The following is a 22,695-nucleotide window of genomic DNA, read 5'->3' as shown; positions in this document are numbered from 1 at the left end:
TCCGAGCCCCGCATCGCCCCCTCGCTGGCTGCATTCTCCACGACCGTAGAGAATCACGACAGGCCGGCAGGCAACAGACCTTTTTCCGCGTCCTGTTAGGAGGTCCGATGCCGTCTCCGACAGCCGCACCGGCGTCCGGTCCACGCGCGTGGTGGCGGTCGTGCGCTCGGCGACCCGGTTCGTCAGGAAGGAGGCCGTGACGTCCCAGATCATGTCGCTCGCACGCAGGCGGGCATGGGCGCGGCGGAGTGAATCGTACGCGTCGTATGTCGGCTGGTCGAAGGCGAAGTCCAGGTCGATGTGGGAGCCGTCGAGCTCCATTCCGGCCTCGGCGATCTTGCGGTCAAGATCGACGACCTCCTGCCGCCGGGTCGGGATGGCCGACCACAGGAAGAGTCGCACGATGAAACGCCGGGCGGAGGTCAGGCGCCGTTCCGCCAGGACGCGGGAGTGCTCGGCGGCTTCGAGCTTCATCTTCGCCGACCGCTTGCGCGCGTCGGCCTCGTTGATGAGCCTCTTCAGGTCGCCGAGCCCCTCGCTGGTGAGCGTGGAGATGGCGGCGCTCCGGATCTCGCCCTCGCCCGGTGGAAGGGGACGAAGAGGGGCCGGGAGCGGCTGCGCCGGAAAAGGCCGAGCGGGGACGCGGCCCGCCGGAGGGGCGGAGACGGCCGGTTCCGCCCGGGTGGGCTGGGCTCCGTTCCCGTCGAGCCGGGTGCGGTAGGACAGTCCGCTTCCTGGCAGGCCGAGGTTCAGGTGGGCGCCGCCTGGGCTGATGTTGACGCTTGCCCCACGGCCCCCGATCGTCGTGCTGATCCCGCCGCCGCTGAAGTTCAGCCTCACGCCTGGGAACAGCGTCACGCGCTTCTGAAAGCGTAACCCCATACGGCCCTCCTGGGGTGCAGCTTGTACGGATGCACCGATCTTTGGTGGGGCGTGAAGCTAACAGGTCTGGCGGTGACCATCCACTTCCTGTTGATGATGTCTTTGAACAATCTCCTATAAGGCGTTTCAGATGAGTTAAGGATCATCTTCGATAGAATTCTACTGACATGAATGTCGGCTATCAACCGCAGCCTCGGACGTCATCCTGCCCTTCGCCCCCGTCCTCCGTCGCGCTCGCGAAGCTGGTGCACTGACCCATTTAAAAGGTGCAGGCAGACGGGCGAGCTTGGCGAGGATGGCATCGGCGGGTTTGGTCCAGACGAAGAGCTTGGATGGGCGATTCGCCCCAACAAGGGCCAGCCGAACCGCAGGACCGCTACGGCGATCGGGCGCGGGCGGCACCCGTCGATCCTTCTACAATTTGAGCCTACGCAGCCGCAGCGCGTTGCCGACCACGGACACCGAACTCAGGGCCATCGCGGCCGCGGCGATGATCGGCGACAGCGTCCACCCGAACAGCGGGTAGAAGACACCCGCCGCGACCGGCACGCCCAGCGCGTTGTAGACGAACGCCAGAAACAGGTTCTGCCGGATGTTGCGCATCGTCGCCCGGCTGAGCGTCCGCGCCCGTGCGATGCCCGCCAGATCCCCCTTCACCAGCGTCACCCCGGCACTCTGAATCGCGACCTCGGTGCCGGTGCCCATCGCCACGCCGACGTCGGCCTCGGCCAGCGCCGGGGCGTCGTTCACGCCGTCTCCGGCCATTGCCACCACCCGGCCCTGCGCCTTCAGCCGCTTCACCACCTGGTTCTTGTCCTCCGGCAGCACCTCGGCCTCGACCGCGTCGATGCCCAGGCGGCGCGCCACCGCCTCGGCCGTGGTCCGGTTGTCGCCGGTCAGCATGACGATCCGCACACCATCGTTCCGGAGCGTTTCCAGCGCGTGCGGCGTGGTCGCCTTGATCGGGTCGGCGACCGCAATCACGCCACCGGGCTGGCCGTCGATGGCGGCGAAGAGAGCGGTGGCGCCCTCGCGCCGGAGGTCATCGGCGCGCGTTTCCAGGTCGCCCAGCGCGACACCCTGGTCCCGCATCATCGCGGCGTTGCCGAGGGACACTGTGCGCCCGCCGACCGTCCCGACGACGCCCTTGCCGGTGACGGAGCCGAAGTCGGCGACGTCCCGCAGCGGCAGGCCCCGTTCCTTGGCGGAAGCGACGATGGCGGCCGCCAGCGGGTGCTCGCTCGACCGCTCCAGGCTGGCCGTCAGCGTCAGAAGGTCCGCCTCGGCGATGCCCGTCGCCGGAACCACGGCGGTCACCTTTGGCTTGCCCTCGGTCAGGGTGCCGGTCTTGTCAACGACGAGCGTGTCGACCTTCTCGAACCGCTCCAGGGACGCCGCGTCCTTGATCAGGACGCCCGCGGTCGCCCCCTTGCCGACACCGACCATGATCGACATGGGCGTCGCCAGCCCCAGCGCGCAAGGACAGGCGATGATGAGCACCGAGACCGCCGCGATCAGCGCGTAGGCGAAGGCGGGCTGCGGCCCCCAGACCATCCAGCTGACGAAGGCCAGGGCGGCCACGAGGATCACCGCCGGGACGAAGTAGCCGGACACCACGTCGGCCATGCGCTGGATGGGCGCCCGGCTGCGCTGGGCTTCGGCGACCATGGTCACGATGCGCGACAGCATGGTGTCGGACCCAACCTTGTCGGCCCGCATCACCAGGGCGCCCGTCTGGTTCACGGTACCGCCGATGACCTGGGCGCCCGGCTGCTTCCCGACCGGCATGCTCTCGCCGGTGACCATGGACTCGTCGACGGCGCTGCGGCCCTCCAGGACCTCGCCGTCGACCGGCACCCCATCGCCGGGACGGACGCGCAGCCGGTCGCCGACCTGGACCACCTCGAGCGGCACCTCCTCGTCCTCGCCATCGGCACGGATACGGCGCGCCGTCTTCGGCGCCAAGTTCAGCAGGGCGCGGATGGCGCCGCCGGTCTGCTCACGAGCGCGGAGTTCGAGCACTTGGCCCAACAGCACCAGCACCGTGATGACGGCGGCCGCCTCGTAGTAGACGGCCACCACGCCATCCATGCCTCGGAAGCTCGGCGGAAAGATGCCCGGCAGGAACGTCGCGACCAGACTGAACACGTAGGCCACCCCGACGCCCAGCGCGATCAGGCTGAACATGTTCAGGCTGCGGTTCACGAACGACCGCCAGCCCCGCTCCAGCAGCGGCCCGCCCGCCCACAGCACCACCGGCGTCGCCAGCAGGAACTGGAGCCACAGGGAAGCCTGGGGCGAGATCAGGGTGTGGAGCCCGAGCCCCGGGAGGTGGGCGCCGAGTTCCAGGAGCACGAGCGGCACGGTCAGGGCGGTGCCGATCCAGAACCGCCGGGTCATGTCGATGAGTTCAGGGTTGGGCCCTTCCTCGAGGGTGGCTCCGACCGGCTCCAGGGCCATGCCGCAGATCGGGCAGTTGCCCGGCCCCTCCTGGCGGATCTCCGGGTGCATCGGGCAGGTGTAGATCACGCCCTTCTGCGGCGACGCCTGGGCGGCCTTCTCGGGAGCGGCGGGCTTTGCCTCCGGCTTCAGGTACCGCTCCGGGTCGGCGACGAACTTATCCCGGCAGCGCGCCGAGCAGAAGTGGAAGGTCTGGCCGCCGTGCCCGGCTTGGTGCCCGGTCCGCTCGGGATCGACCATCATGCCGCACACGGGGTCCTTCACCTTGGGCCGGTTGGCGGGACCGGCGTGGTGGTCGTGCCCACCGTGACCGCGGTGGTCAGGACGGTGTGCGTGGCTGCGGTGCTGGTCGTTCATGTTCGCTTCTCCCTTCGCATGCAGGCGTCGGTGCCTCCGCGTTCGTTCGCGCTTCCCGGCACCGGCGTGCGATGGCATCCATGAGACCAAGGCTCCGCCTTCCAATGACTGGAAGGTCAAGCGCGTTGTGTGGCCCGCTCGCGTCCGCTCCTCACTTCTTCGCGCGTTCGCTCAGGGCCGCGTGGCGATGACGGATCTCTTCGGGCCAAGAGCTTTTGATGAAGGCCAGGACCGCCCAGATCTCGGCATCGCTCAGCACGCCGCCGAAGGCGGGCATGTCGCTCTCGTAGTCGGGCGGGGCGAATTCGGCGACGCCTCGCTTGGTGATTTTGAAGAGGTCGGCATCGGGGTGGTGCCACGTGTGCCCGGAGGCGTCGTGCGGCGGCGCGGGCAGACGGCCGTCCGGCTTGCGGCTTTGCCACTCCGGCTGGCCCTCGAGCCGCGCGCCGTGGCACGACGCGCACTGCTCCGCGTAGACCGCCTTGCCCTGGGCAACCTGGGCGGCGTCGGTTGGATCGGCGCCTGCCTTGGGTCCAGCGAACAGGACGACGCCAGCCACCGCGATCGCCGCACCCATGGCCAAGCCAACGCCAATCTTCATCGCTTTCATCACTACATCCCCCGGCACATCACGACCGGAACGGTTTCCAGGTCTTCCCGGCGTCGCGGCTGATCTGGACGCTGCCGTAGTGCCCGTACAGCACCTTCGGGTCGGCCGGGCTGACGTCCATGGCGTGGAAGTCCACGGGTCCGTTCACACCCGCCGAGACCTGCTTCCAGGTCTTCGCGCCATCGGTCGAGACGAGGACGCCGAGGTTCCCGCCCTTCTCCGGATGGCCGCTGGCGAAGAAGGCGTCGGGCTGCGCCGGGTCGGGCGTGAAGCCCATGTAGTCCGACCGGTTGTCGGACACCCGCGTGGCCGTGCCGTCGGGGTTGGTCAGCCACACGCCGTGATGCGAGGCGAGATACAGGCGCGACGGGTCCGTGGGGTCCACGGCAATCCCGTGGAGGTGCGAGACCTCGTTCAGCTTGAGGGTCTCGGCCGCCCGGACCGGTCCGGCGACCACGGCACCGACCAGCAGGGCGGCAGCCATCGTGGCGAGTTTCTTCTTGGCGCTCATCGCGCATCTCCTTGCTTGCGGGGCGGCATGGGGCGGGGAGCCTCATGCCGCCCATACCGATCTCAGTGACCCGCGTGGCCCATCTCGAAGCGGGCCTGCACCGGCTTCTGGCCGGGCATGGTCAGCGCGGTGACCACCTTGACGCTGTCGTGCGCGCCGCCGAGGTTCGCCTGCCCCTTGAGGGCGTTGCCGCCCGCGGGTTCGAGCGCGACCTTCTGGGTCTGCTTGTTCGCCAGGACGGTCGCCTCGGCCTTGGCGCCGGTCACGTCGACCGGCTTGTCGGCGCCGTCGGTCACGTACAGGACGACGTCGTTGCCCTTGAGCACGACTTCGACATGGTAGGGGCCCGCGTCGGCGCGCTGGCCGCCGTTCGGGCCGATCTTCGGGCCGTCGGCGAAGGCCGTGCCCGGGGCGGTGAACAGGGCGGCGGCGAGGAGGAGGGTCGAGAACTTCACGGTGTGGTTTCCTTCTGGATGGACCGGGTGAGGGGGATCAGTAGGCCTCGGCCGGACGCAGCGAACCGGCCTGGGCGGCGACCAGGCGGTTCAGCGGCTTCTCGCCGAGCTTGAGGAAGAGGACCGGGGTCAGGACGGTGTCGAGCAGGGTCGCGCTGACCAGCCCGCCGAAGATGGTGACGGCGACCGGGTGCAGGATCTCCTTGCCCGGCGCGTCGGCGCCGATCATCAGCGGCACCAGCGCCACGCCCGCCGACAGCGCGGTCATCAGCACCGGCGTCAGGCGCTCCTGGCTGCCCCGGATCACCACGGCCTTGCCGAAGGTCTCGCCCTCGTGCAGGACCAGGTTGATGTAGTGGCTGATCTTCAGGATGCCGTTGCGCGTGCTGATGCCGGTCAACGTGATGAAACCGATCATCGAGGCGACCGACAGCGGCTGCCCGGCGATCCACAGCGCCGCGACGCTGCCGATGAGGGCCAGCGGCACGTTGCCCATGATGATCAGGGCGAGCACGGCCGACCGGTAGCGGCTGTAGAGCACCAGGAAGATCATCGCCAGCGACACCATCGACAGCGCGGCGATGGTCTTCGACGCCTCCTCCTGCGCCTGGAAGGTGCCCTCCAGGCTGGTGAAGTAGCCGGACGGCAACTGCGACGTGGAGACGACATTGCGGATGCCTGCGACGATCCGGGCCATGTCCGTCTGGCCGTCGGAGTTGCCGAGGATGACGATGCGGCGCTTGCCGTTCTCCCGGAGGATCTGGTTGGGGCCGTCCGTCTCCTCGACCGAGGCGAACAGGCTGAGCGGCACTCGGCCCGCCGGGGTCTCGACCAGCAGGTTCGCCAGGCCGCTGGTGGTGCGGTCCTCGTCCGACAGGCGCAGCACGACGTCGAAACGCCGGGTGCCGTCGACGATCTCCGACACCACGCGGCCGTTGGACAGGCTCTCCAGCGCCTCCGTCGCCATGGACGGGGTGACGCCGTAGAGCGCCGCCCGCTCGTAGTCCACGACCACCTGGACCTGCGGGATGCGGACCTGCTTCTCGATCTGGAGGTCGACCAGCCCGGGTACGCCCGCGAGCTTCTGCTGAAGCTGTCCGGCGAGGCTGCGCAAGGTGTCCAGATCCTCCCCGAAGACCTTCAACGCGATCTGGGCGCGGACCCCAGACAGCATGTGGTCGAGGCGGTGCGAGATCGGCTGGCCGATGTTCACCGACACCGGCAGGGCGGCCAGTCGGGTGCGGACATCGGCCAGCACCTCGGCCCGGCTGCGTTCGGACGGCTTCAGATCGACGTCGATCTCGCTGGAGTGGACGCCCTCTGCGTGCTCGTCGAGTTCGGCGCGGCCGGTGCGGCGCCCGACGGAGGCCACCTCGGGCACCTGCATGATCAGCCTCTCCGCCGCCAGCCCGACCCGGTTGGACTCGGCCAGCGAGATGCCGGGGTTCAGCACCATGGAGATGGTCAGCGTGCCCTCGTTGAACGGCGGCAGGAAGGCGCGTGGCAGGCTCGGCACCGTCGCCGCGGCGATCAGAACGGCGGTCCCCACCGTGGCGAACAGCGTCCCCGGGTTGGCGAAGGCCCAGCCCAGGAGCCGAGCGTTCCCGGCCTTCAGCTTTCGGACCAGCCAGCTGTCGTGCTCCTCCAGCCGCTTCAGCCTGGGGAGCAGGTAGTAGGACAGCACCGGCGTGACGGTGATGGCGGTGACGAGGCTGGCCAGGATGGAGACGATGTAGGCAACGCCCAGGGGCGCGAAGAGGCGTCCCTCGATGCCGGTCAACGCAAACAGCGGCACGAAGACCAGGATGATGATGATGGTGGCGTAGACGATGCCCGAGCGCACCTCCTGCGAGGCCGAGGCGACCACCTCCAGGACGGGCCGCGGGTTGCCCGCCCGCCGGTTCTCGCCGAGGCGCCGGTAGATGTTCTCAACGTCCACCACGGCGTCGTCGACGAGTTCACCAATGGCGATGGCGAGGCCGCCCAGCGTCATGGTGTTGATCGACATCCCGAACGCCTTGAACACCAGCACGGTGATCAGGATCGAGATCGGGATGGCGGTCAGCGAGATGAACGTCGTCCGCACGTTCAGCAGGAACAGGAAGAGGATCACCGCCACGACGGCGACCGCCTCCAGCAGGACCTTCTCCACGTTGCCGATGGAGGTCTGGATGAAATTGGCCTGCTTGAACAGGATCTCGTCGGCGTGGACGCCCTTCGGCAGGAACTTCGCCAAGTCGCCCAGGGCGGCTTCCACCTCGGCGGTCAATGTCGTGGTGTCGGCGCCGGGTTGCTTCTGGACGGACAGGATCACGGCGGGCTTGCCGTTGACGCCCGCGTCGCCGCGCTTCACGCGGGCGGCGAAATCCACGGCGGCGATCTGGTGGAGCAGGATGGGCTGCCCCATCTTGTAGGCGACGACGAGGTTGCGGAGGTCCTCCAGCCGGGTCGTCCGGCCGATGTTGCGGATCAGGTACTCCTGGGAATGCTGGTCGATGAAGCCGCCACCGGTGTTCGCCGAGAATTGCTGGAGCGCCTTCACGAGCTCGTCCGTGGTGATCTCCAGGTCGTGCAGGCGCGCCGGGTCGGGGGCGACGCGGTACTGCCGGATCTCCCCGCCGATCGGGATGACTTGGCTGACGCCGGGAATGGCGAGCAGCCGCGGCCGCACCACCCAGTCGGCGAGTTCACGGACCTCCATCGGGCTGACGCCGTCGCCGGACATGGCGATCAGCATGATTTCGCCCATGATGGAAGAGATCGGCCCCATCTGCGGCCGGACGTTGGGCGGAAGCTGCCCCTGGACGATGGCCAGACGCTCAGCGACCTGCTGGCGGTTGCGGTAGATGTCGGTGCCCCAGTCGAACTCGACGAAGACGATGCTGAGCCCGACGCCGGACACCGAGCGCACGCGGGTGATGCCCGGCATGCCGTTCATCGACGTTTCCAGCGGGAAGGAAACCAGCTGCTCGACCTCCTCCGGCGCCAGCCCCTCGGCCTCCGTCATCAGCGTGACCGTGGGCTTGTTCAGGTCGGGGAAGACGTCAATCGGCAGGTCTTTGAGGACGAACGAGCCGTAGACGACAAGGATCGCCGCGGCGGCCAGGACGAAGAGCCGGTTGCGCAGGCTGGTGTTGACGAGGACGTTGAACATGGCGGGGCGCTCCTCACCGGATCTGGTTGAGGAGACCGGCGCCGTCGGTGACGATGCGCGCCTCCGGCTCGACGCCCGCCAGGATCAGCACCGTGTTCCCGTCCACCGGCTGCGTGCGCACCGGGCGGGCGACGAAGCGTTGCGGGGTGTCGTGCTGCCAGACGATGGGCTGGCCGCTGGCGTTGCGCACCACGCTCTGCCGGGGCAGGACGATGCCGGACGCCTTCCCCTGGATCTGGGCGACGAGCCGGACCGGCTGGCCGACGCCGAGCCCCGACGGCGGATTGCCGATTCGGAAGAGCAGCGGGATCGCCTGTTGGCGCAGCGCGAGACTGGAGCCGAGGAGTTCCAGGGACAGGGTGGTGCCGTCGGCCGTCATCGCCGTGGCCGCCTTGATGGCGTTCGCCACCCGGGGATCGAAGGCGACCGCCTCGACCATCAGCCGCGACGGGTCGACGATCTCGAACAGCACCTGGTCGCGCCCCTCGACCACCTGTCCGGCCTTGATGTTGTTGGCCGTGACCACGCCGGAGATGGGCGCCCGCAGGGCTTCCTTGGTCGTCAGTGCGGGGGACAGAGCGGCCCGGCGTTTGCGCAGACCGTTGAGGTTGGCCTCCGCCTCTTCGATGTCGCGCTGTGGCACGCTGCCTTCCAGCTTCCGGAGCCGCTGGAGGCGGGATTCGGCGATGACGAGTTCCTGCTCGACCGTCGCGATCTGCTGCTGGATCCCGCTGCGGTCCACAAAGGTCACGGCGGGGGCAATGTAGGCGAGGGTTTGCCCGGCCTCGACCCGCTGGCCGACGTAGGGCAGCCCCTTGTCCCCCGGCTCGATGCGACCGCTCTGCGTGGCCTGGACGTGACCGCCGCCGTTGGGGTCGGCGATGACCTGACCGATCAACTGCACCGTCTGCGCCGCCTCCTGCGGCTTGGCTACGACGGTGCGGACCGACAGCAGACGCTGCGACGGCTTGGGCACGTACAGGCTGCCGTCCGGCAGGCGTCGCGGGCTCTCCGAAGCGCCGGTAGCCCCCATCGGGACGGCCGCCGTCGGTGCCTTGCCCTTGTCCTCGTCGCCGTGGCTGTGGTCCTCGCCGCCGTGGGCAAAGGCGGCGCCGCTCGCCAACAGCAGGCCGATGCCGACCAGCGCGGCGCCTGCGACCGTCCGCGTGCGTCCACGCTGGGTCAGGGCGACGGTGGTCAGGACCCCGAGCAGGAAGACCATGACCGCCCCCAGCATCAGGCCGGAATCGTTCCGGACCTGCCCGAGGACAGCGGAAACACCCTGCGCACCGCCGGTCTGTGCTTCGGCCGCGGACGCCGGAACCTCCAGTGTGCCGATCAGCAGGTCGGCCGCGTCGGCCGCGGTGACGGAGACGGTCACTTCATGTGATCCCGGCTTGGAGAGCCAGGACGGGTCGAGGCGGTAGACGCCCTCCTCCCCGGAGACGGGCGAGGCCGTCGTGGCCTCGCCATCGGCGCTCACCTCGACGGAGGCGCCGTTCACGGGCTCGTTGGTGGCGAAGCGGTCCAGATGGACGAGCAGGGTCTTTCCCTGGGCGACCGCCACGAGTTCGAAGTCGGATGAGGACGCTTCCAGGGTGGGGGCGGCCGTTGTGACGACCGGCTTCGGCTCCTCGCCGCCATGGGCGTGGCCCTCGTGGGCGAGAGCGGGAGCGGCGACCGGCGCGGCAAGGCTCGCGGCGACGACGGTCGCGGCAAGAAGGCGTCGGGTGGTCATGGAAGAACTCCGAGGGACTGGTTCATACGGGCGCGGGCGGCGCCGAGCTGGACTTCGGCGGTGGCGCGGGCGAGTTCGGCCTCGAAGGCCGCCTCCTGGGCGCGCACGTACTCGACGAGGCTGATCTCGCCCGCCCTCCGGGCGCGCTCGATGTTCGACAGGCGTGCCCTGAGGGCCGCAGCCCGGTCGCGCGCGATCGACAGGCGCTCGCTCGCCGCTTGGTGGGCGAGGCGGGCTTGCCGGATGTCGGACTCGACCGTGCGGGCGGCGTTGACCTGCTCGGCCTCGGAGCGGACGACCTCGCTCAGCGCCTCGGCCCGCTTGGGCGCGTTCACGGCCTCGACCGCGAACGGGATGCGGACGGAGACGCCGAACACGGTGTCGTAGCGTTCCTCGCGGCTGTCGCGCTCGCGGCGGGCCATCAGCCCGACCTCCGGGCTGTCGCGCGTCGTCAGGTCCACCAGTTGGCGCTGGGCCTGGGCCGAGCGGACGCCCAGCCGCGCCGCCTGCAGGGAGGGGTGCTGCTCAAGCGGCGGCTCGCCGATGTCCGGTTCCGGTGCCGCCTTCGGCGGCGCCATGCCGGTGAGCGTCCGGAACGCTTGGCGGGCCTCCTCCAGGGCCAGTTCCTCGTCGCGGAGGTCCGTGGCGACGGAGAGGGCTTCGGCGCGGGCCAGCTGGTGATCGGCCTCCGAGGTCTCCCCGGCCCGGGCGGTCCGCCGGGTGTCGGCCTCCAATTGGCGGGCGACCTTGAGGCGCTGGCGGGCGAGCTCGGCGCGGCGCTCCGCCAGCGCGACCTGCCACTGGGCCGTCCGGACGTCCCCGGCGACCGCCAGCTGGCGCGCGGCGATCTCGGCGTCGGTGCGCGCCAGAAGCGCGTCGCCCGCCCGGACGGTCGCCGTTCCCTGGCCGGGCAGCCAGAGCGGGACGCCGAGTTCGGCCTCGTACTCGCGCCGTCCGATGTTCCGGTTCAAGTAGTCGCTCGTGTGCCGCAGCGTGACCGCCGGGGCGGCCGGGACCAGCGCCTCTCCGGCGCCGCGCCGGGCGGTGGCCACGGCCCTCTGTGCCTCCAGGCTCCTGACTTCGGGGTTGAGCTTCCAGGCGCCCTCGACCGCGTCCCGAAGCGTCTGCGCTCCGGCCGGGAGCGCCAGCAGGCACACGGCGACGATCGTTGCCGCCGCTTGCTTCATGGGCTTCCAACCAGAATCACGCACCGAACGACCCTCCCACTCTGGGGTGGTTCGGCCTACGGGAGGAGAGATGCGGAAGCCAACCCGGAGTGACCGCGGCGTAACGCTCGTACTCGGCTCCGAACACCCGGAGGGCTTCCCGCTCCTCGGACCGGGCCAGACGGACGTACATCAGGACCAGCAGCGGGAACATCGCCAGCGTCAGGATGGTCGGCCACTGGAGCAGAAAGCCGAACAGGATGCCGATGAAAGCGATGTACTGCGGGTGCCGGACATGGGCGTACACGCCCGTCGTGGCGAGCCGGTCTTGCTTCTGCGCCGCGTGAAGCACTTTCCAGGCCGCCGAGAGCAGGACGAAGCCCGCAAGGATCAGGACGTTGCTGAGGATGTGCAGCACGTTGAAGTGCGGGTTGCCCTCCAGGCCGAGGACGGTCGACCAGAGGTGCCCGGCGTCGTGGGACAGGATGTCGAGGCTCGGGTAGCGGGTCTGGAGCCAGCCCGAGAGCAGGTAAATGGTCAGCGGAAAGCCGTACATCTCGGTGAACAGGGCCACGATGAAGGCGCTGAACGCCCCGAAGGACCGCCAGTCCCGCGGCGACTGCGGCTTGCCGAAGCTGAAGGCGAAGATGATGAAGATGGCCGAGTTGAGGGCGACCAGCACCCACAGGCCGTAGGCCGAGGCTTCGTGCGTCATGGCGTGCCCCGCTTGTTCGGCCGGTCGGCGTCACCGTTCCCGCCGTGGCCGCCATGCCCGTGGCCGCCATGCATGAACAGGTGCATCAGCGGGCACAGGAGCAGGACGAGAAGCGGAAGCGCGTCGAGCACATGGTCGACGTGGAAAAGCGACAGGTACACGGCCGCCAGGGCGGCCGCGCCGAGTCCGGCCAAGCCGGTCCAGGTCCGGTACCAGGGCGTGCGCGCCTGCGGCTCGGGAGCGTGATGGGTGTGTTCGTGGTGCGTCATGGCCGCCTCCTCACATCATGCCCATGGGGCCGGGGAGCAGCCGGTCCGCGAGCGTCTTCTGCTCGTCGGTCAGCACGGCGTAGAGCGGCTTGGCGGCGGACTCCAGCGCCTTCAGGGCGTCGAGCCGGGTGGCGAGCGCCTTCTGCTGGAAAGCGAGCCGGTCGGGCCAGGAGGAGGGCATGCCGCCTTTGGTCATCTGTTCGTGCATGGCCTGATGGGCCTTGGCGTTCGCCCGCAGGCTGTCGGCGAAGGCGTTCCACTGCGGCGCCTGGGCGTCGGTGATCTTGAGTTCGGCCTTCAGGAACGCGATGCGGCCTTCGACGTGCTCGAAGGGCAAGCCCATTCCGCCCTGCTGTCCCATCATCATCTGTCGCATCATGGACATCATGCCGGGCCCCATCATGCCTGATTGGCCGTCCTGCTGGCCCGACATGCCGCCCATCATCGAGCGCATCTGGTCCATGTTCATCATCATGCCGGGCTGGCCACCCTGTGCCTGGGCGCCGGGCTGGACGATGATGCCGCTGCCCATGCCCTGACCCATCATCGGCGCGTTGCCGGGCGCGCCGGGCTTTGCGCCCGGGGTCGGCTGCGTGGGAGCCGGGGTCGGGGTCGGAGCGGGCTGGGCCTGCGTCGTGGTCGCGGCACCGTCCGGATGATGGGCGTTGTGGTCCTGGTCTGTGGTGGTCTGGGCCTGGGCGACCGATATCATCGCGGTCAGCGCGAGTGCCGGGAGCATCTTGCGGGTGAGAGACGACATGGCGTCCTCCATCTGAACATCTGGTTCGAGCCATCCCGGACGGACTCCACGCGGGAGCGCCGGGGACGCAAAAGCCAAGCGCACGAGGGCCGGAACCGGCGTCCTTCGCCGAGCCGAGCCGAGGCTCAGGTCGGGCGTGGGCGGACTCGTGGCGTCAGATGGTCAGAGCGGGGGGCGGATAGCCGGGTCGATGCCGATGCCGTCCGGCGTGGCCAGGGCAGGCAGACGCTGGGACGTGTTCAGGCGCGGGGTGAACGCCTCGACCATCGCAGCGGGGAGGCCTCCGTTCATGGTAACGCACTGAGCGACGCTGCAGCAGGCCCCTTCGTCGAGCAGGCCAAGGTCCCCACACGGAGCTTCCTTGTGCTCGTGGTCCGGGACGGCCGCGATGGCGTCGCCATGGTTGTCGACCAGAACGTGCTCGTGAGGAGTCTGGGACGCATGGTGAGGCCCCAGGTTGGCGTGGCTCGGCGCGGCATAGACGAGCAGCGTGGCCAGCATCAGCAGGCTCACCACCACCCTCCTCACCGACGACCGCGTCGCACGCCACATGGCGTTTGCCTCATCTTGTGGTAGCCGTGCGGCACCCCAGTGCCCACCGCACCCTTATGGAAACCTACGACCGTTCCCAGCCCCCTGCAACAACAGATGGCTTCGGCAACGATCCCCTCCAAGCGTCGGAGAAGGAGTGCGTCGGAATGTCCCCCGCACTTTCGACCGGGCCGGAGATGCCACAAGAAGAACCCTGCGCCTTCCAGCCGCTGGAAGGTCAAGGACAAAGTCGAACACGTCTCCCGTCCGGTCACCGGCGCCGCCCTGCCGCAGGTGCAAGGCTCCACCGCCCGGTGACGTTTCACCCATGGCGTCTCCATAACCGGACCGAGACACGGGCGCCGGGTTGATGCCGATCAATTCCCGGACCGATGATAAGGGGCTACGCTTGGCATGGCCTGGGAGGTCCCAGGTCGTTGGTGACGATGGCAGACATGACGCGTTTGGGCCACATCTTCGCCGTTCTGGCGTTCGCCTTCGCGCTCCTGGTGGGCGCGGCGGGCGGAGCCATGGCGCATGTGGAGGCCCATGGCGGGCCGATCGACCACCGTTCCCACCACGCGCCATCGCCTTCGACCCCGTCGCACGGCGACTCCCACAAGGCCGCCCTCGTGGTCGTGGCTCCGTGTTGCCCGGCGGCCGAAGCCCCGGCGGACCATGTCGTCGCCGTCGCGGTGACGACGGTGGAGACGTCCTGGCACCCGCGGCCCGACTACGCCCCCAATGCCCAGGACATCGCGCCGGACACGCCTCCTCCGAAGACCGTCCTCTGACCGGCCGAGCGCCCTGACGCCGTCTGCGTCGGACGCCCGGCCACGCGCCGCCCGACCGGCGGCGTTCGCGAGCGATTCCGACCACGCGATCAGAGGACTCTCACGATGTCTGAGAGGCATTTCACGACCCGTCGCGGCTTCATCGCCGGGCTGGGCTTCGGCGCCGTCTCCCTGTACGGCGCCTGGGCGGCCTACGGAGCCGCCCCGCTTCCCTTCGGTGGTCACAAGGATACGGCTGCTCCGGAACCCGATGCCCATCGCGGCCATGGTGCCGCCGAAGCACCCGCCGAGGCCGGTGGCCACGGTGGTCACGGGGCTTCGGCGGGCATGGCGCCCGAGGAGTTCCGCTTCGAGCACGACTACTTCGTCCAACGCTACACCCAGGAGGGCGGCAGCGTGAACCCGCACGTCAGCGAGGCCACGCACAGCCACGCCACCGAGGGGCATGACCACGGCCATGACGCCGGAGGTGAGCCGGTGGACGTCTACCTGATGGCCCAGAAGTTCTCCTACAGCCCGGACACGTTGCGGCTGAAGGCCGGGCAGGCGTACCGGTTCCGCATGATGGCGGACGACATCACCCACGGTGCGTCGATCCAGCTGGGAGCCGCCAGCCGGATCATCCGTCTCCGCCCGAACACGGTCACCGAGCAGGTCATCACCTTCACCAGGCCGGGCGAGTACCTCGTGTACTGCACCGTCTACTGCGGCCAGGCGCACGACGCCATGCAGGGCCGCATCGTCGTCGCGTGACCCGGGGAGGACCCACCATGGATACCATCTCAACGAACGTCGCCCCGGTCGGCTCCAAGCCCGCCCTGGCGGCGCGCATCAAAGCCCTGCCGACGCCCGACAAGGCGCTCCTCAAGCTGCTGTTCGGTGCCGCCCTGCTGGCGCTGGTGCTGGGCTTGATCGGAGGCTTTGTGACCGCACTGGCCCGTGCCGGTGCGCTGACCTTCTTCCCGGACGACGCCTACCGCCTGCTCACCCTGCACGGCGTGTCGGTGTTCTTCTACTGGCTGTACCTGATCCAAGCGGGCCTCCTGCTTGTGCTCGCCGCTGCCGAGAACGGACGCGGGCTGGCGTTGCGCCCGTTCGCCTGGCTGGGTGCTGCGCTGATGCTGGCGGGCTTCGGTGTCAGCGAATGGATCTCCTACACCGGCACGCCGCTGCTCTACGACGGCAGCCCGGAACTCGACGCGGACGATCCGCGCTCGGTCGGTTTCTTCGCGCTGGGCTACCTGCTGCTCTCCGGCGGCCTGGTCGCCTCGGCGGTCAGTGGCATCGCGACGGTGCTCCAGCCCCGGCTGCGTGGCGAGGCGGACGCATTCACCTCCATCGGCTTCGCGCTGTTCGCCTGGGCGGGGTTTCTGGTGGTCAGCGCCATCGCGGCGACGAACGCCTTCCTGCCGGGCATGTTGTGGTCGCTGGGCGCCGGGCCATTCCCGGCCGACCACGGCACCGAGTGGCACATCCTGTTCCACAACCTGCACTACCTGCCGCTGATGGCGACCGTGCTGGTGTGGTACGTGCTGACCGAGCACCTGACCGGCGTGAAGTCCATCCACGGCGCCAGGATGTCGAAGATCGTCTTCGCGGCGTATCTGGTGTTCGTGCCGCCGACCAGCCTCTACCACATGTTCCTGGAGCCGAACCTGTCCGAAGGCGTGCGGGTCGTCGGCTCGCTGCTGTCGCTGTTCGTCTCGGTCCCGACGCTGGCGGCCTTCGCCATCATCGTCTCCTCGCTGGAAGCCAGCGCCCGGGCGCGTGGCGCAACCGGCTTCTTCGGCTGGATGCGCGGGCTGCCGTGGGACAACCCGGCCATGACGAACATGGGCTGGGCGGTGGTGAACATGATGATCGGCATCACCTTCGCCTTCGTCCTGATCCAGGGCGAACTGGCACCGATGCTGTCGGACACCTTCTTCGTGCCCGGCTACTTCCACTTCTTCGCGGTCGGCGTGCTGACCCAGACGTTCCTGGCCGCCATGATGGTCATGCTCCCGGCGTTGAGCGGCGGCAGCCTGTGGCGCCCGGCGGTGCTGAGAGGCATGCCGGTGGTCGTGACCATCGGTCTGCTCATCTTCGGCGCCGCGGGCATCACGGCCGGGTTCATGGGCGTGCCGCGCCGGGTGTTCGACGTGAGCTACGGAGGCATGGCCCCCGCGGCGTGGCCGGTGCTGATGGCCCTGGTCGGCGTTGGCGCCACGGTCTTCGCCGTGGCCATCTCGGTCACCGTCTACGGCGTCGTGCGCACGCTGCTGTCGCGGCGCGCGACGGCTGGACAGGTTCGCGTGGTCGATTGGCAGGCCGGGGCGCGCGGCGTCGGCGCCGCGCCCGCGTGGACCGGGCCGGTGTCGGTCGCCGCGCTGGTCGCCGCCATGTACGTCTTCACCATCGTCGCGTTCCAGCTGATCCAATCCCTGCCGATCATCGCCATCGGCGGCGGGCATGGGCACTGAGCGCGGGAGAAAAGCCATGAAGAACGACGAACTCTGGCTGACCCTGGCCATCGTCACGGTGTGGGCGGGGTTGGCCGCCGTCTACGCCTTCGTCCCCAGCCTCGGGATGCCCGGCTACGTCCGGGTCTGGGGCGGCGGCGCCATCGTGTTTCTGGTGCTCGCCGGGATGCTGTTCGCTGTCGGCCGCAAGGCGCGTAGGGGCTGAGCCGCTGCGCACGACGCCGCGGGGGTGAGGGCATTGCTCAGCCCCCGTGGCGCCCGATGTCACTTCTTGATGCCGAGGAGGTTCTCGGCCTGGGCGAGCGTAGCCTCCGACTCGGCATGCTTCCCCTGCTTGTGGAGCGCCTCGCCGTCGGCGCGGAGCTTTTTGACCTCGGCCAACTTCGCGGCGTCCAGCTTCGGATTGGCCGCGAGCGCCTGGTCGATGGCGGCCATGTGCCTGGGACAACTGTTGGCGAGCGCCGGGCCGGTGAGGGCGACGGCGAAGATGGTGACCAAGGCGATGTTCCTCAACATGCTTCTCCTCCCGTTTTGCGGCACGCGAGAGCACGCGGGCCTTTTGATGGACGTCGGAACAGCGCCAGATATTACAGCACCGGCGACCACGGTTAGCGACTGGGCAACAGTATAAAGCATCCAGGATGGCATTCCGCCGTTGTCCACTCCCAGGAGGGTGCCTTGAAGCTGGTTCGCGACGCGAGGACATTGAAGCTGAAGGCAATCGCCTCGCTTCGAACTGCCATGACGGGGTTCAACTCTTTTGGTCAGGCTGATCGCGAGCGATGATCCGGCAAAGGCCGGGGCCGTCCGCGAGGTCCACCTTCGCAAGCGATTCCACATGAGCGCCACGGACTTGGCGGCGAAGAGCGGGCTGACGCCGCCGAAGGCCAACGCGGTCCGGCAATGGTGCGGGATCGACGGCGATGCTCAGTGCTGCCGCGTTTTCCAGCACGGCAGCATGAAGTTTCCGTCCTACTCGGACCACGCCCTGACAAAGATGAAGAAAGTGGTCGAGGACCACGGGATCGACGCGATTTGGGCCGCGCACAAGGGGAAAGCAGCCAAACCGGTGCCCGAAGTGCGCGCGGCGTAGGGTCGGGTCCGGACCAGTCGCGTCGACCGTCCAACCGCTGTTCCTCGACCTCTCACAGATTGGTTGGCCGGTTGATTCGACCGAGGTCCGCCGCATCGGCCGCCATGCGCCTCACGCACCAGCGGGCGTAGATCCTGGCGAGCAGGACGCCAAGGATGCGCCCGTCCGGTGATGCGGGGCGAGAGAAGTCGATGAACACGCGCAGCGCCGAACCGTCCCCCTTGGGTTCAATCTCGAAGCCCATGCGGTACGGACCGATGACCAGAAGCCGGGGGCGCCCCATGGTTGAGATGGTCCCCGTTTTCCGGACAGTTCGCTAAGCTTGGTTCGCCCAGGATGAAGGACGGACCCGATGACGGGAAAACGGAAACGGTATTCGGCGGAGTTCAAGGCGAAGGTGGCGCTGGAGGCGATCCGGGGCGAGTTGACAGTGTCGGAGCTTGTCGCAAAGCACGGGGTGCACCAGACGCTGATCAACGCTTGGAAGAAGCAGGCCATCGAGGGGATGTCCGGGGTGTTCTCCGGCAAGGCGGAGGTCGCCGCAGCCAGCCATCAGGGCGAGGTGGAAAAGCTGCACGCGCTGATCGGCCAACTGGTCGTGGAACGCGATTTTTTGCGCAAGGCCTCCGGTCGATGAGCGTCGGCCGGAGGCGGGAGTTGATCGAGCCGGAGCATCCGCAGTTGTCGATCACCCGGCAGTGCGCGCTGATTTCCATCAGCCGATCCAGCTACTACGGGCCGGCCAAGGGCGAACCGGCTGCGAACCTGGGGTTGATGCGGCTGATCGACGAGCAGTTCCTGGAAACGCCCTGGTACGGCAGCCGGCAGATGACCCGGCATCTGCGCCGGCACGGCCATGAGATCAACCGCAAGCGGGTTCGCCGCCTGATGGCGCGGATGGGCTTGCAGGCGGTCTACCAGCGCCCAAAGACGAGCGTGCCGCATCCCGAGCACAAGATCTGGCCGTACCTGCTGCGCGACCTGTCCATCGACCGCCCCGACCAGGTGTGGTGCAGCGATATCACGTACCTCCCCATGCGCCGCGGCTTCCTGTACCTGGTCGCCGTGATGGACTGGGCGACACGCCGGGTGCTGGCGTGGCGGCTGTCGAACACCATGGACGTCGAGTTCTGCCTGGAGGCGGTGGAGGAGGCGATGGCGCGGCACGGCCGCCCGGAGATCTTCAACACCGATCAGGGCAGCCAGTTCACCAGCCCGCGCTTCACCGGGCTCTTGACCGCGGCCGGCATCCGGGTGTCGATGGACGGGCGCGGCCGATGGATGGACAACGTCTTCATCGAGCGGCTGTGGCGATCGATGAAATACGAGTGCGTCTACCTCCACGCCTTCGAAACGGGCAGCGAGGCCAGGGCCGGGATCGGCCGCTGGATCGATTACTACAACTCCGACCGCCCGCATTCGGCGCTCGGCGGCAAAACCCCGGACGAGGCCTATCAAGGCCCATCGGACCGGATCAGATTGGCGGCATGACACGAACCTGAACCAAGCTTATTCTAGCCGCAAATCTGTCCGGGAAACGGGGACCATCTCACCCATGGACGGCCCCTCTGAGCTGGTTTCTTCGACGACCTCAGCTTGCCACCGTTTCAAGAAGGTGGAAGGGCCGTCCACCACATCAGCTCAGCTCACCCCGTGTCCCGCAGCCGGCCGCCTCGACGCAACTCGGTCGCGCGAATAAGCATGGGAACGATCAAACGATGTTTGTTAGGTCCGGCACCGCCTCGAAGAGGTCGGCGACCAGACCGTAGTCCGCCACTTGGAAGATGGGCGCTTCCTCGTCCTTGTTGATCGCGACGATGACCTTGCTGTCCTTCATGCCGGCGAGGTGCTGGATGGCACCCGAAATGCCGACGGCGATGTACAGCTCCGGCGCGACGATCTTGCCGGTCTGGCCGACCTGATAGTCGTTCGGCACGAAGCCGGCGTCCACCGCCGCGCGGCTGGCGCCGACCGCGGCACCGAGCTTGTCGGCCAGCGCTTCCAGCAGCTTGAAGTTCTCGCCCGACTGCATGCCGCGGCCGCCCGACACCACGATCTTGGCCTGGGTCAGCTCCGGACGCTCCGACTTCGTCAGCTCCTGGCCGACGAACCTGGCCGAACCGGCCTCGCCCGTCCCGGCGATGCTCTCGACGGTGGCCGAACCGCCGGTCGTCGCCGCCTCGAAGGCGGTGGTGCGGACGGTGATCACCTTGATGGCGTCCGAGGACTGCACTGTGGCGATGGCGTTGCCGGCGTAGATCGGGCGCTCGAAGGTGTCGGCGGAAACCACGCCGGTGATGTCGGAGATCGCCGCCACGTCGAGCAGGGCCGCCACGCGCGGCAGGAGGTTCTTGCCCTCCGACGAGGCGGCGGCCAGCACATGGCCGTAGCCCTTGGCGAGGCCGACGACCAGCGGGGCCAGGTTCTCCGGCAGGGGGTGGGCGTAGGCCGCGTCGTCGGCCAGCAGCACCTTGGACACGCCGGCCACCTTGGACGCGGCGTCGGCGACGGCCTGCGCGCCCTGGCCGGCGACCAGCAGATGGATGTCGCCACCAATCTTGGCGGCGGCGCTGACCGCGTTCAGCGTGGCGGGCTTCAGCGCGGCGTTATCGTGTTCGGCGATGACGAGAATGGACATGTCAGATCACCCGCGCATCGTTCTTCAGCTTGTCGACCAGGGCGGCGACGTCGGCCACCTTCACGCCGGCCTTGCGCTTGGCCGGCTCGGCGACCTTCAGCGTCTTCAGCCGCGGCGCCACGTCCACGCCCAGGGCGTCGGGCGCGACGGTGTCGATCGGCTTCTTCTTGGCCTTCATGATGTTGGGCAGCGAGGCGTAGCGCGGCTCGTTCAGGCGGAGGTCCGCGGTGACCACGGCCGGGAGCGTCAGCTCCACCGTCTCCAGGCCGCCGTCGATCTCGCGGGTGACGGTCACCGCGCCCTCGCCGGCCACGACCTTGGAGGCGAAGGTGCCCTGCGGCCAGCCCAGCAGGGCGGCGAGCATCTGGCCGGTCTGGTTGCAGTCGTCGTCGATCGCCTGCTTGCCCAGGATGACCAGAGTCGGGCCTTCCTTGTCGACCAGGGCCTTTAGCACCTTGGCGACGGCCAGCGGCTGCGTCTCGGCGTCGGTCTGGACCAGGATGCCGCGGTCGGCGCCCATGGCCAGCGCCGTGCGCAGCGTCTCCTGCGCGGCGGTCGGGCCGACGGTGACCACGATGACCTCGGTCGCCTTGCCGGCTTCCTTCAGGCGTACCGCCTCTTCGACGGCGATTTCGTCGAAGGGGTTCATGCTCATCTTCACGTTGGCGGTCTCAACGCCCGAACCGTCCGCCTTGACGCGGATCTTGACGTTGTAATCGACCACCCGCTTGACCGGGACGAGGATTCTCATGAGGCTTGATCCTGGCTCTCGTTGCGATCAGGCGGTGCGTTCAAGGATGCTGACGTAGTTGGCGACCGCTGCCCCGCCCATGTTGAAGATGCCGGCGAACTGCGGATTTCTCACCTGCATGTCTCCAGCCTCACCGCACAGCTGCATGGCGGCGAGTGCGTGCATCGACACGCCGGTGGCGCCGATGGGATGGCCTTTGGCCTTCAGGCCGCCGGACGGATTGACCGGCAGCTTGCCGTCCTTGTGCGTCCACCCCTCAAGCACCGCGACGGCGCCTTGCCCTTCCGCCACAAGGCCCATGGCTTCGTACTCGATCAGCTCGGCGATGGTGAAGCAGTCGTGTGTTTCGACGAAGGACAGGTCCGAAAGCCAGAGACCAGCCTGCATCAGCGCGCGGTTCCATGCCCTGGCGCATCCTTCGAAGCGGATGATGTCGCGTTTCGACAAAGGCAGGAAATCCTGCACGTGGACGGCCGCCCGGAAGGCGACGGCGCGCGGCATGCGGGCGGCGAGGTCGTCGCTGGCGATGACCAGCGCGGCCGCCCCGTCGGACACCAGCGAGCAGTCGGTCCGCTTCAGCGGCCCGGCGACATGGGGGTTCTTCTCGCTTTCCTGGCGGCAGAATTCGAACCCGAGATCCCTGCGCATCTGCGCGTAGGGGTTGGCGACTCCGTTGGCGTGATTCTTGGCCGCAATGCTCGCCAGCGCATCGGATTGGTCGCCGTGACGCTGGAAATACTGATCGGCGATCCGGCCGAACACGCCCGCGAAGCCGGCCGGCGTGTTTGCGTCTTCTGGTAGATAAGACGCCTTCAGCAGGTTCCGGCCGACCTCGGCGCCGGGTGTGGCCGTCATCTGTTCGACACCGACCACGAGGACGGTGCGGGCGCGCTTGGACTGCACGGCGTGGATGGCTTGGTGCACAGCGGCGGAGCCGGTGGCGCAGGCGTTCTCGACGCGGGTTGCGGGCTTGAAACGGAACGCATCGCTGGCCTGCAGGACCAGTGATGCGGTGAAATCCTGCTGCGAGAAGCCGGCGTTGAAATGGCCGACGAAGATCTCGTCGACGTCTTGTGCCGCGATCCCGGCGTGGGCAAGGGCATCGGAGGCAACGCGAACGATCAAGCTTTCCAAAGTTTCGCCGTCCAGCTTTCCGAACGGCGTGTGAGCCCAACCGACGATGCAGGCGCTCATGGGCGATGTTCTCCTTGTCACTGGATGACTTTGCTGGCGCGCAAAGCGTGATCGCGTTCGGGTGCGAAAGACCGCTTGGGAAACGGCGAACCGCCATCGCCATAAGGCGTGCCGCCGGTCCACGCACGGTTATGCATGTTCTTGCAAACGTCGCC

Annotated in this window: 23 protein-coding genes; 6 read left to right on the top strand and 17 right to left on the bottom strand. The window is 68.4% G+C overall.

Annotation, left to right across the window (positions count from 1 at the left end; translation table 11 throughout):
• From ACFPMG_RS31030 to ACFPMG_RS30975, 12 genes are all read right to left on the bottom strand, one after another.
• A partial coding sequence (locus tag ACFPMG_RS31030) for a DUF4236 domain-containing protein (protein ID WP_376999470.1) occupies positions 1 to 882 on the bottom strand: 882 nt, incomplete at its 3' end.
• Between the two features lie 414 nt (positions 883 to 1,296).
• Positions 1,297 to 3,699: a heavy metal translocating P-type ATPase gene (locus tag ACFPMG_RS31025; protein WP_376999468.1), complete on the bottom strand. Its 2,403-nt coding sequence runs from the start codon at positions 3,697 to 3,699 to the stop codon at positions 1,297 to 1,299.
• Between the two features lie 151 nt (positions 3,700 to 3,850).
• Positions 3,851 to 4,309 (bottom strand): c-type cytochrome, encoded by a 459-nt coding sequence (locus ACFPMG_RS31020; RefSeq protein WP_376999466.1) that lies wholly within the window; start codon positions 4,307 to 4,309, stop codon positions 3,851 to 3,853.
• Between the two features lie 19 nt (positions 4,310 to 4,328).
• Positions 4,329 to 4,820: a WD40/YVTN/BNR-like repeat-containing protein gene (locus ACFPMG_RS31015; protein WP_376999464.1), complete on the bottom strand. Its 492-nt coding sequence runs from the start codon at positions 4,818 to 4,820 to the stop codon at positions 4,329 to 4,331.
• A 62-nt stretch (positions 4,821 to 4,882) separates the two neighbouring features.
• A complete protein-coding gene (locus ACFPMG_RS31010; protein ID WP_137141090.1) occupies positions 4,883 to 5,275 on the bottom strand; it encodes a hypothetical protein in 393 nt (130 codons plus the stop codon).
• Between the two features lie 37 nt (positions 5,276 to 5,312).
• Complete coding sequence (locus tag ACFPMG_RS31005) at positions 5,313 to 8,429, bottom strand: efflux RND transporter permease subunit (protein ID WP_376999462.1); 3,117 nt, start codon at positions 8,427 to 8,429, stop codon at positions 5,313 to 5,315.
• A gap of 13 nt (positions 8,430 to 8,442) precedes the next feature.
• A complete protein-coding gene (locus ACFPMG_RS31000; protein ID WP_376999460.1) occupies positions 8,443 to 10,167 on the bottom strand; it encodes an efflux RND transporter periplasmic adaptor subunit in 1,725 nt (574 codons plus the stop codon).
• The gene (locus ACFPMG_RS30995) at positions 10,164 to 11,354 is read right to left on the bottom strand and encodes a TolC family protein (RefSeq protein ID WP_376999458.1); all 1,191 of its coding nucleotides are present in this window, start codon (positions 11,352 to 11,354) and stop codon (positions 10,164 to 10,166) included. Before ACFPMG_RS30995 ends, ACFPMG_RS31000 begins: the two co-directional genes overlap by 4 nt.
• A 16-nt stretch (positions 11,355 to 11,370) precedes the next feature.
• The gene (locus ACFPMG_RS30990; RefSeq protein WP_376999456.1) at positions 11,371 to 12,048 is read right to left on the bottom strand and encodes a methyltransferase family protein; all 678 of its coding nucleotides are present in this window, start codon (positions 12,046 to 12,048) and stop codon (positions 11,371 to 11,373) included.
• Positions 12,045 to 12,317, bottom strand: a complete 273-nt coding sequence (locus ACFPMG_RS30985) for a DUF2933 domain-containing protein (RefSeq protein WP_376999454.1) — start codon at positions 12,315 to 12,317, stop codon at positions 12,045 to 12,047. The genes ACFPMG_RS30990 and ACFPMG_RS30985 overlap by 4 nt, the downstream gene beginning before the upstream one ends.
• A gap of 10 nt (positions 12,318 to 12,327) precedes the next feature.
• Entirely contained in the window at positions 12,328 to 13,077 is a 750-nt protein-coding gene (locus ACFPMG_RS30980; protein ID WP_376999452.1) for a Spy/CpxP family protein refolding chaperone, read from the bottom strand.
• A gap of 162 nt (positions 13,078 to 13,239) precedes the next feature.
• Positions 13,240 to 13,590, bottom strand: coding sequence for a hypothetical protein (locus ACFPMG_RS30975; RefSeq protein WP_376999450.1), 351 nt, complete (start codon positions 13,588 to 13,590; stop codon positions 13,240 to 13,242).
• Positions 13,591 to 14,063: 473 nt separating this feature from the next.
• Here ACFPMG_RS30975 and ACFPMG_RS30970 point away from each other — a divergent pair, with 473 nt between their 5' ends.
• From ACFPMG_RS30970 to ACFPMG_RS30955, 4 genes are all read left to right on the top strand, one after another.
• Positions 14,064 to 14,402, top strand: a complete 339-nt coding sequence (locus ACFPMG_RS30970; RefSeq protein ID WP_376999448.1) for a hypothetical protein — start codon at positions 14,064 to 14,066, stop codon at positions 14,400 to 14,402.
• Between the two features lie 105 nt (positions 14,403 to 14,507).
• Positions 14,508 to 15,155: a cupredoxin domain-containing protein gene (locus ACFPMG_RS30965; RefSeq protein WP_376999446.1), complete on the top strand. Its 648-nt coding sequence runs from the start codon at positions 14,508 to 14,510 to the stop codon at positions 15,153 to 15,155.
• A 17-nt stretch (positions 15,156 to 15,172) separates the two neighbouring features.
• A complete protein-coding gene (locus ACFPMG_RS30960; RefSeq protein ID WP_376999444.1) occupies positions 15,173 to 16,864 on the top strand; it encodes a cbb3-type cytochrome c oxidase subunit I in 1,692 nt (563 codons plus the stop codon).
• Between the two features lie 16 nt (positions 16,865 to 16,880).
• Complete coding sequence (locus tag ACFPMG_RS30955) at positions 16,881 to 17,069, top strand: hypothetical protein (protein WP_109070249.1); 189 nt, start codon at positions 16,881 to 16,883, stop codon at positions 17,067 to 17,069.
• A gap of 59 nt (positions 17,070 to 17,128) precedes the next feature.
• On the opposite strand, the gene ACFPMG_RS30950 is transcribed toward ACFPMG_RS30955, so the two are convergent.
• Positions 17,129 to 17,380 carry a hypothetical protein gene (locus ACFPMG_RS30950; protein ID WP_376999442.1) on the bottom strand — a complete coding sequence of 84 codons (252 nt, stop codon included), beginning with the start codon at positions 17,378 to 17,380 and terminating at the stop codon, positions 17,129 to 17,131.
• 244 nt (positions 17,381 to 17,624) lie between these two features.
• On the opposite strand from ACFPMG_RS30950, the gene ACFPMG_RS30945 reads away from it, so the two are divergent.
• On the top strand, positions 17,625 to 17,957 hold the full coding sequence (locus tag ACFPMG_RS30945) for a hypothetical protein (protein ID WP_376999440.1): 333 nt from the start codon (positions 17,625 to 17,627) through the stop codon (positions 17,955 to 17,957).
• Between the two features lie 52 nt (positions 17,958 to 18,009).
• Here ACFPMG_RS30945 and ACFPMG_RS30940 read toward each other — a convergent pair whose 3' ends face one another.
• Positions 18,010 to 18,201 carry a hypothetical protein gene (locus tag ACFPMG_RS30940; protein WP_376999438.1) on the bottom strand — a complete coding sequence of 64 codons (192 nt, stop codon included), beginning with the start codon at positions 18,199 to 18,201 and terminating at the stop codon, positions 18,010 to 18,012.
• A 108-nt stretch (positions 18,202 to 18,309) separates the two neighbouring features.
• On the opposite strand from ACFPMG_RS30940, the gene ACFPMG_RS30935 reads away from it, so the two are divergent.
• Positions 18,310 to 19,448 (top strand): IS3 family transposase gene (locus ACFPMG_RS30935; protein ID WP_376999436.1). Its coding sequence is split into 2 segments (ribosomal slippage): positions 18,310 to 18,565 and positions 18,565 to 19,448, totalling 1,140 coding nucleotides; the frame shifts between segments, so codons are not numbered across the junction.
• 220 nt (positions 19,449 to 19,668) lie between these two features.
• Here the strand turns inward: ACFPMG_RS30935 and ACFPMG_RS30930 are convergent.
• Genes ACFPMG_RS30930 through ACFPMG_RS30920 form a run of 3 tightly spaced genes read right to left on the bottom strand, consistent with a single transcriptional unit; the run spans position 19,669 to position 22,540 of the window.
• A complete protein-coding gene (locus ACFPMG_RS30930) occupies positions 19,669 to 20,595 on the bottom strand; it encodes an electron transfer flavoprotein subunit alpha/FixB family protein (RefSeq protein WP_376999434.1) in 927 nt (308 codons plus the stop codon).
• A 1-nt stretch (position 20,596) separates the two neighbouring features.
• Positions 20,597 to 21,346, bottom strand: a complete 750-nt coding sequence (locus ACFPMG_RS30925) for an electron transfer flavoprotein subunit beta/FixA family protein (RefSeq protein WP_376999432.1) — start codon at positions 21,344 to 21,346, stop codon at positions 20,597 to 20,599.
• Between the two features lie 27 nt (positions 21,347 to 21,373).
• Positions 21,374 to 22,540, bottom strand: a complete 1,167-nt coding sequence (locus ACFPMG_RS30920) for an acetyl-CoA acetyltransferase (protein ID WP_376999430.1) — start codon at positions 22,538 to 22,540, stop codon at positions 21,374 to 21,376.
• Positions 22,541 to 22,695: the final 155 nt, after the last annotated feature.

This window comes from Azospirillum himalayense, assembly GCF_042657465.1.
GTDB classification, from domain to species: Bacteria; Pseudomonadota; Alphaproteobacteria; order Azospirillales; family Azospirillaceae; genus Azospirillum; species Azospirillum himalayense.
Note: the sequence above shows the minus strand (reverse complement) of the source record. Positions and strands in the feature narration are given on the sequence as shown.

What these genes read in the sequence shown, in the direction of transcription:
- ACFPMG_RS31025 (WP_376999468.1), bottom strand. Translation starts at nt 3,699, where the DNA reads ATGAACGACCAGCACCGCAGCCACGCACACCGTCCTGACCACCGCGGT.
- ACFPMG_RS31020 (WP_376999466.1), bottom strand. Translation starts at nt 4,309, where the DNA reads ATGAAAGCGATGAAGATTGGCGTTGGCTTGGCCATGGGTGCGGCGATC.
- ACFPMG_RS31015 (WP_376999464.1), bottom strand. Translation starts at nt 4,820, where the DNA reads ATGAGCGCCAAGAAGAAACTCGCCACGATGGCTGCCGCCCTGCTGGTC.
- ACFPMG_RS31005 (WP_376999462.1), bottom strand. Translation starts at nt 8,429, where the DNA reads ATGTTCAACGTCCTCGTCAACACCAGCCTGCGCAACCGGCTCTTCGTC.
- ACFPMG_RS31000 (WP_376999460.1), bottom strand. Translation starts at nt 10,167, where the DNA reads ATGACCACCCGACGCCTTCTTGCCGCGACCGTCGTCGCCGCGAGCCTT.
- ACFPMG_RS30995 (WP_376999458.1), bottom strand. Translation starts at nt 11,354, where the DNA reads ATGAAGCAAGCGGCGGCAACGATCGTCGCCGTGTGCCTGCTGGCGCTC.
- ACFPMG_RS30990 (WP_376999456.1), bottom strand. Translation starts at nt 12,048, where the DNA reads ATGACGCACGAAGCCTCGGCCTACGGCCTGTGGGTGCTGGTCGCCCTC.
- ACFPMG_RS30985 (WP_376999454.1), bottom strand. Translation starts at nt 12,317, where the DNA reads ATGACGCACCACGAACACACCCATCACGCTCCCGAGCCGCAGGCGCGC.
- ACFPMG_RS30980 (WP_376999452.1), bottom strand. Translation starts at nt 13,077, where the DNA reads ATGTCGTCTCTCACCCGCAAGATGCTCCCGGCACTCGCGCTGACCGCG.
- ACFPMG_RS30970 (WP_376999448.1), top strand. Translation starts at nt 14,064, where the DNA reads ATGACGCGTTTGGGCCACATCTTCGCCGTTCTGGCGTTCGCCTTCGCG.
- ACFPMG_RS30965 (WP_376999446.1), top strand. Translation starts at nt 14,508, where the DNA reads ATGTCTGAGAGGCATTTCACGACCCGTCGCGGCTTCATCGCCGGGCTG.
- ACFPMG_RS30960 (WP_376999444.1), top strand. Translation starts at nt 15,173, where the DNA reads ATGGATACCATCTCAACGAACGTCGCCCCGGTCGGCTCCAAGCCCGCC.
- ACFPMG_RS30955 (WP_109070249.1), top strand. Translation starts at nt 16,881, where the DNA reads ATGAAGAACGACGAACTCTGGCTGACCCTGGCCATCGTCACGGTGTGG.
- ACFPMG_RS30950 (WP_376999442.1), bottom strand. Translation starts at nt 17,380, where the DNA reads ATGTTGAGGAACATCGCCTTGGTCACCATCTTCGCCGTCGCCCTCACC.
- ACFPMG_RS30940 (WP_376999438.1), bottom strand. Translation starts at nt 18,201, where the DNA reads ATGGGCTTCGAGATTGAACCCAAGGGGGACGGTTCGGCGCTGCGCGTG.
- ACFPMG_RS30930 (WP_376999434.1), bottom strand. Translation starts at nt 20,595, where the DNA reads ATGTCCATTCTCGTCATCGCCGAACACGATAACGCCGCGCTGAAGCCC.
- ACFPMG_RS30925 (WP_376999432.1), bottom strand. Translation starts at nt 21,346, where the DNA reads ATGAGAATCCTCGTCCCGGTCAAGCGGGTGGTCGATTACAACGTCAAG.
- ACFPMG_RS30920 (WP_376999430.1), bottom strand. Translation starts at nt 22,540, where the DNA reads ATGAGCGCCTGCATCGTCGGTTGGGCTCACACGCCGTTCGGAAAGCTG.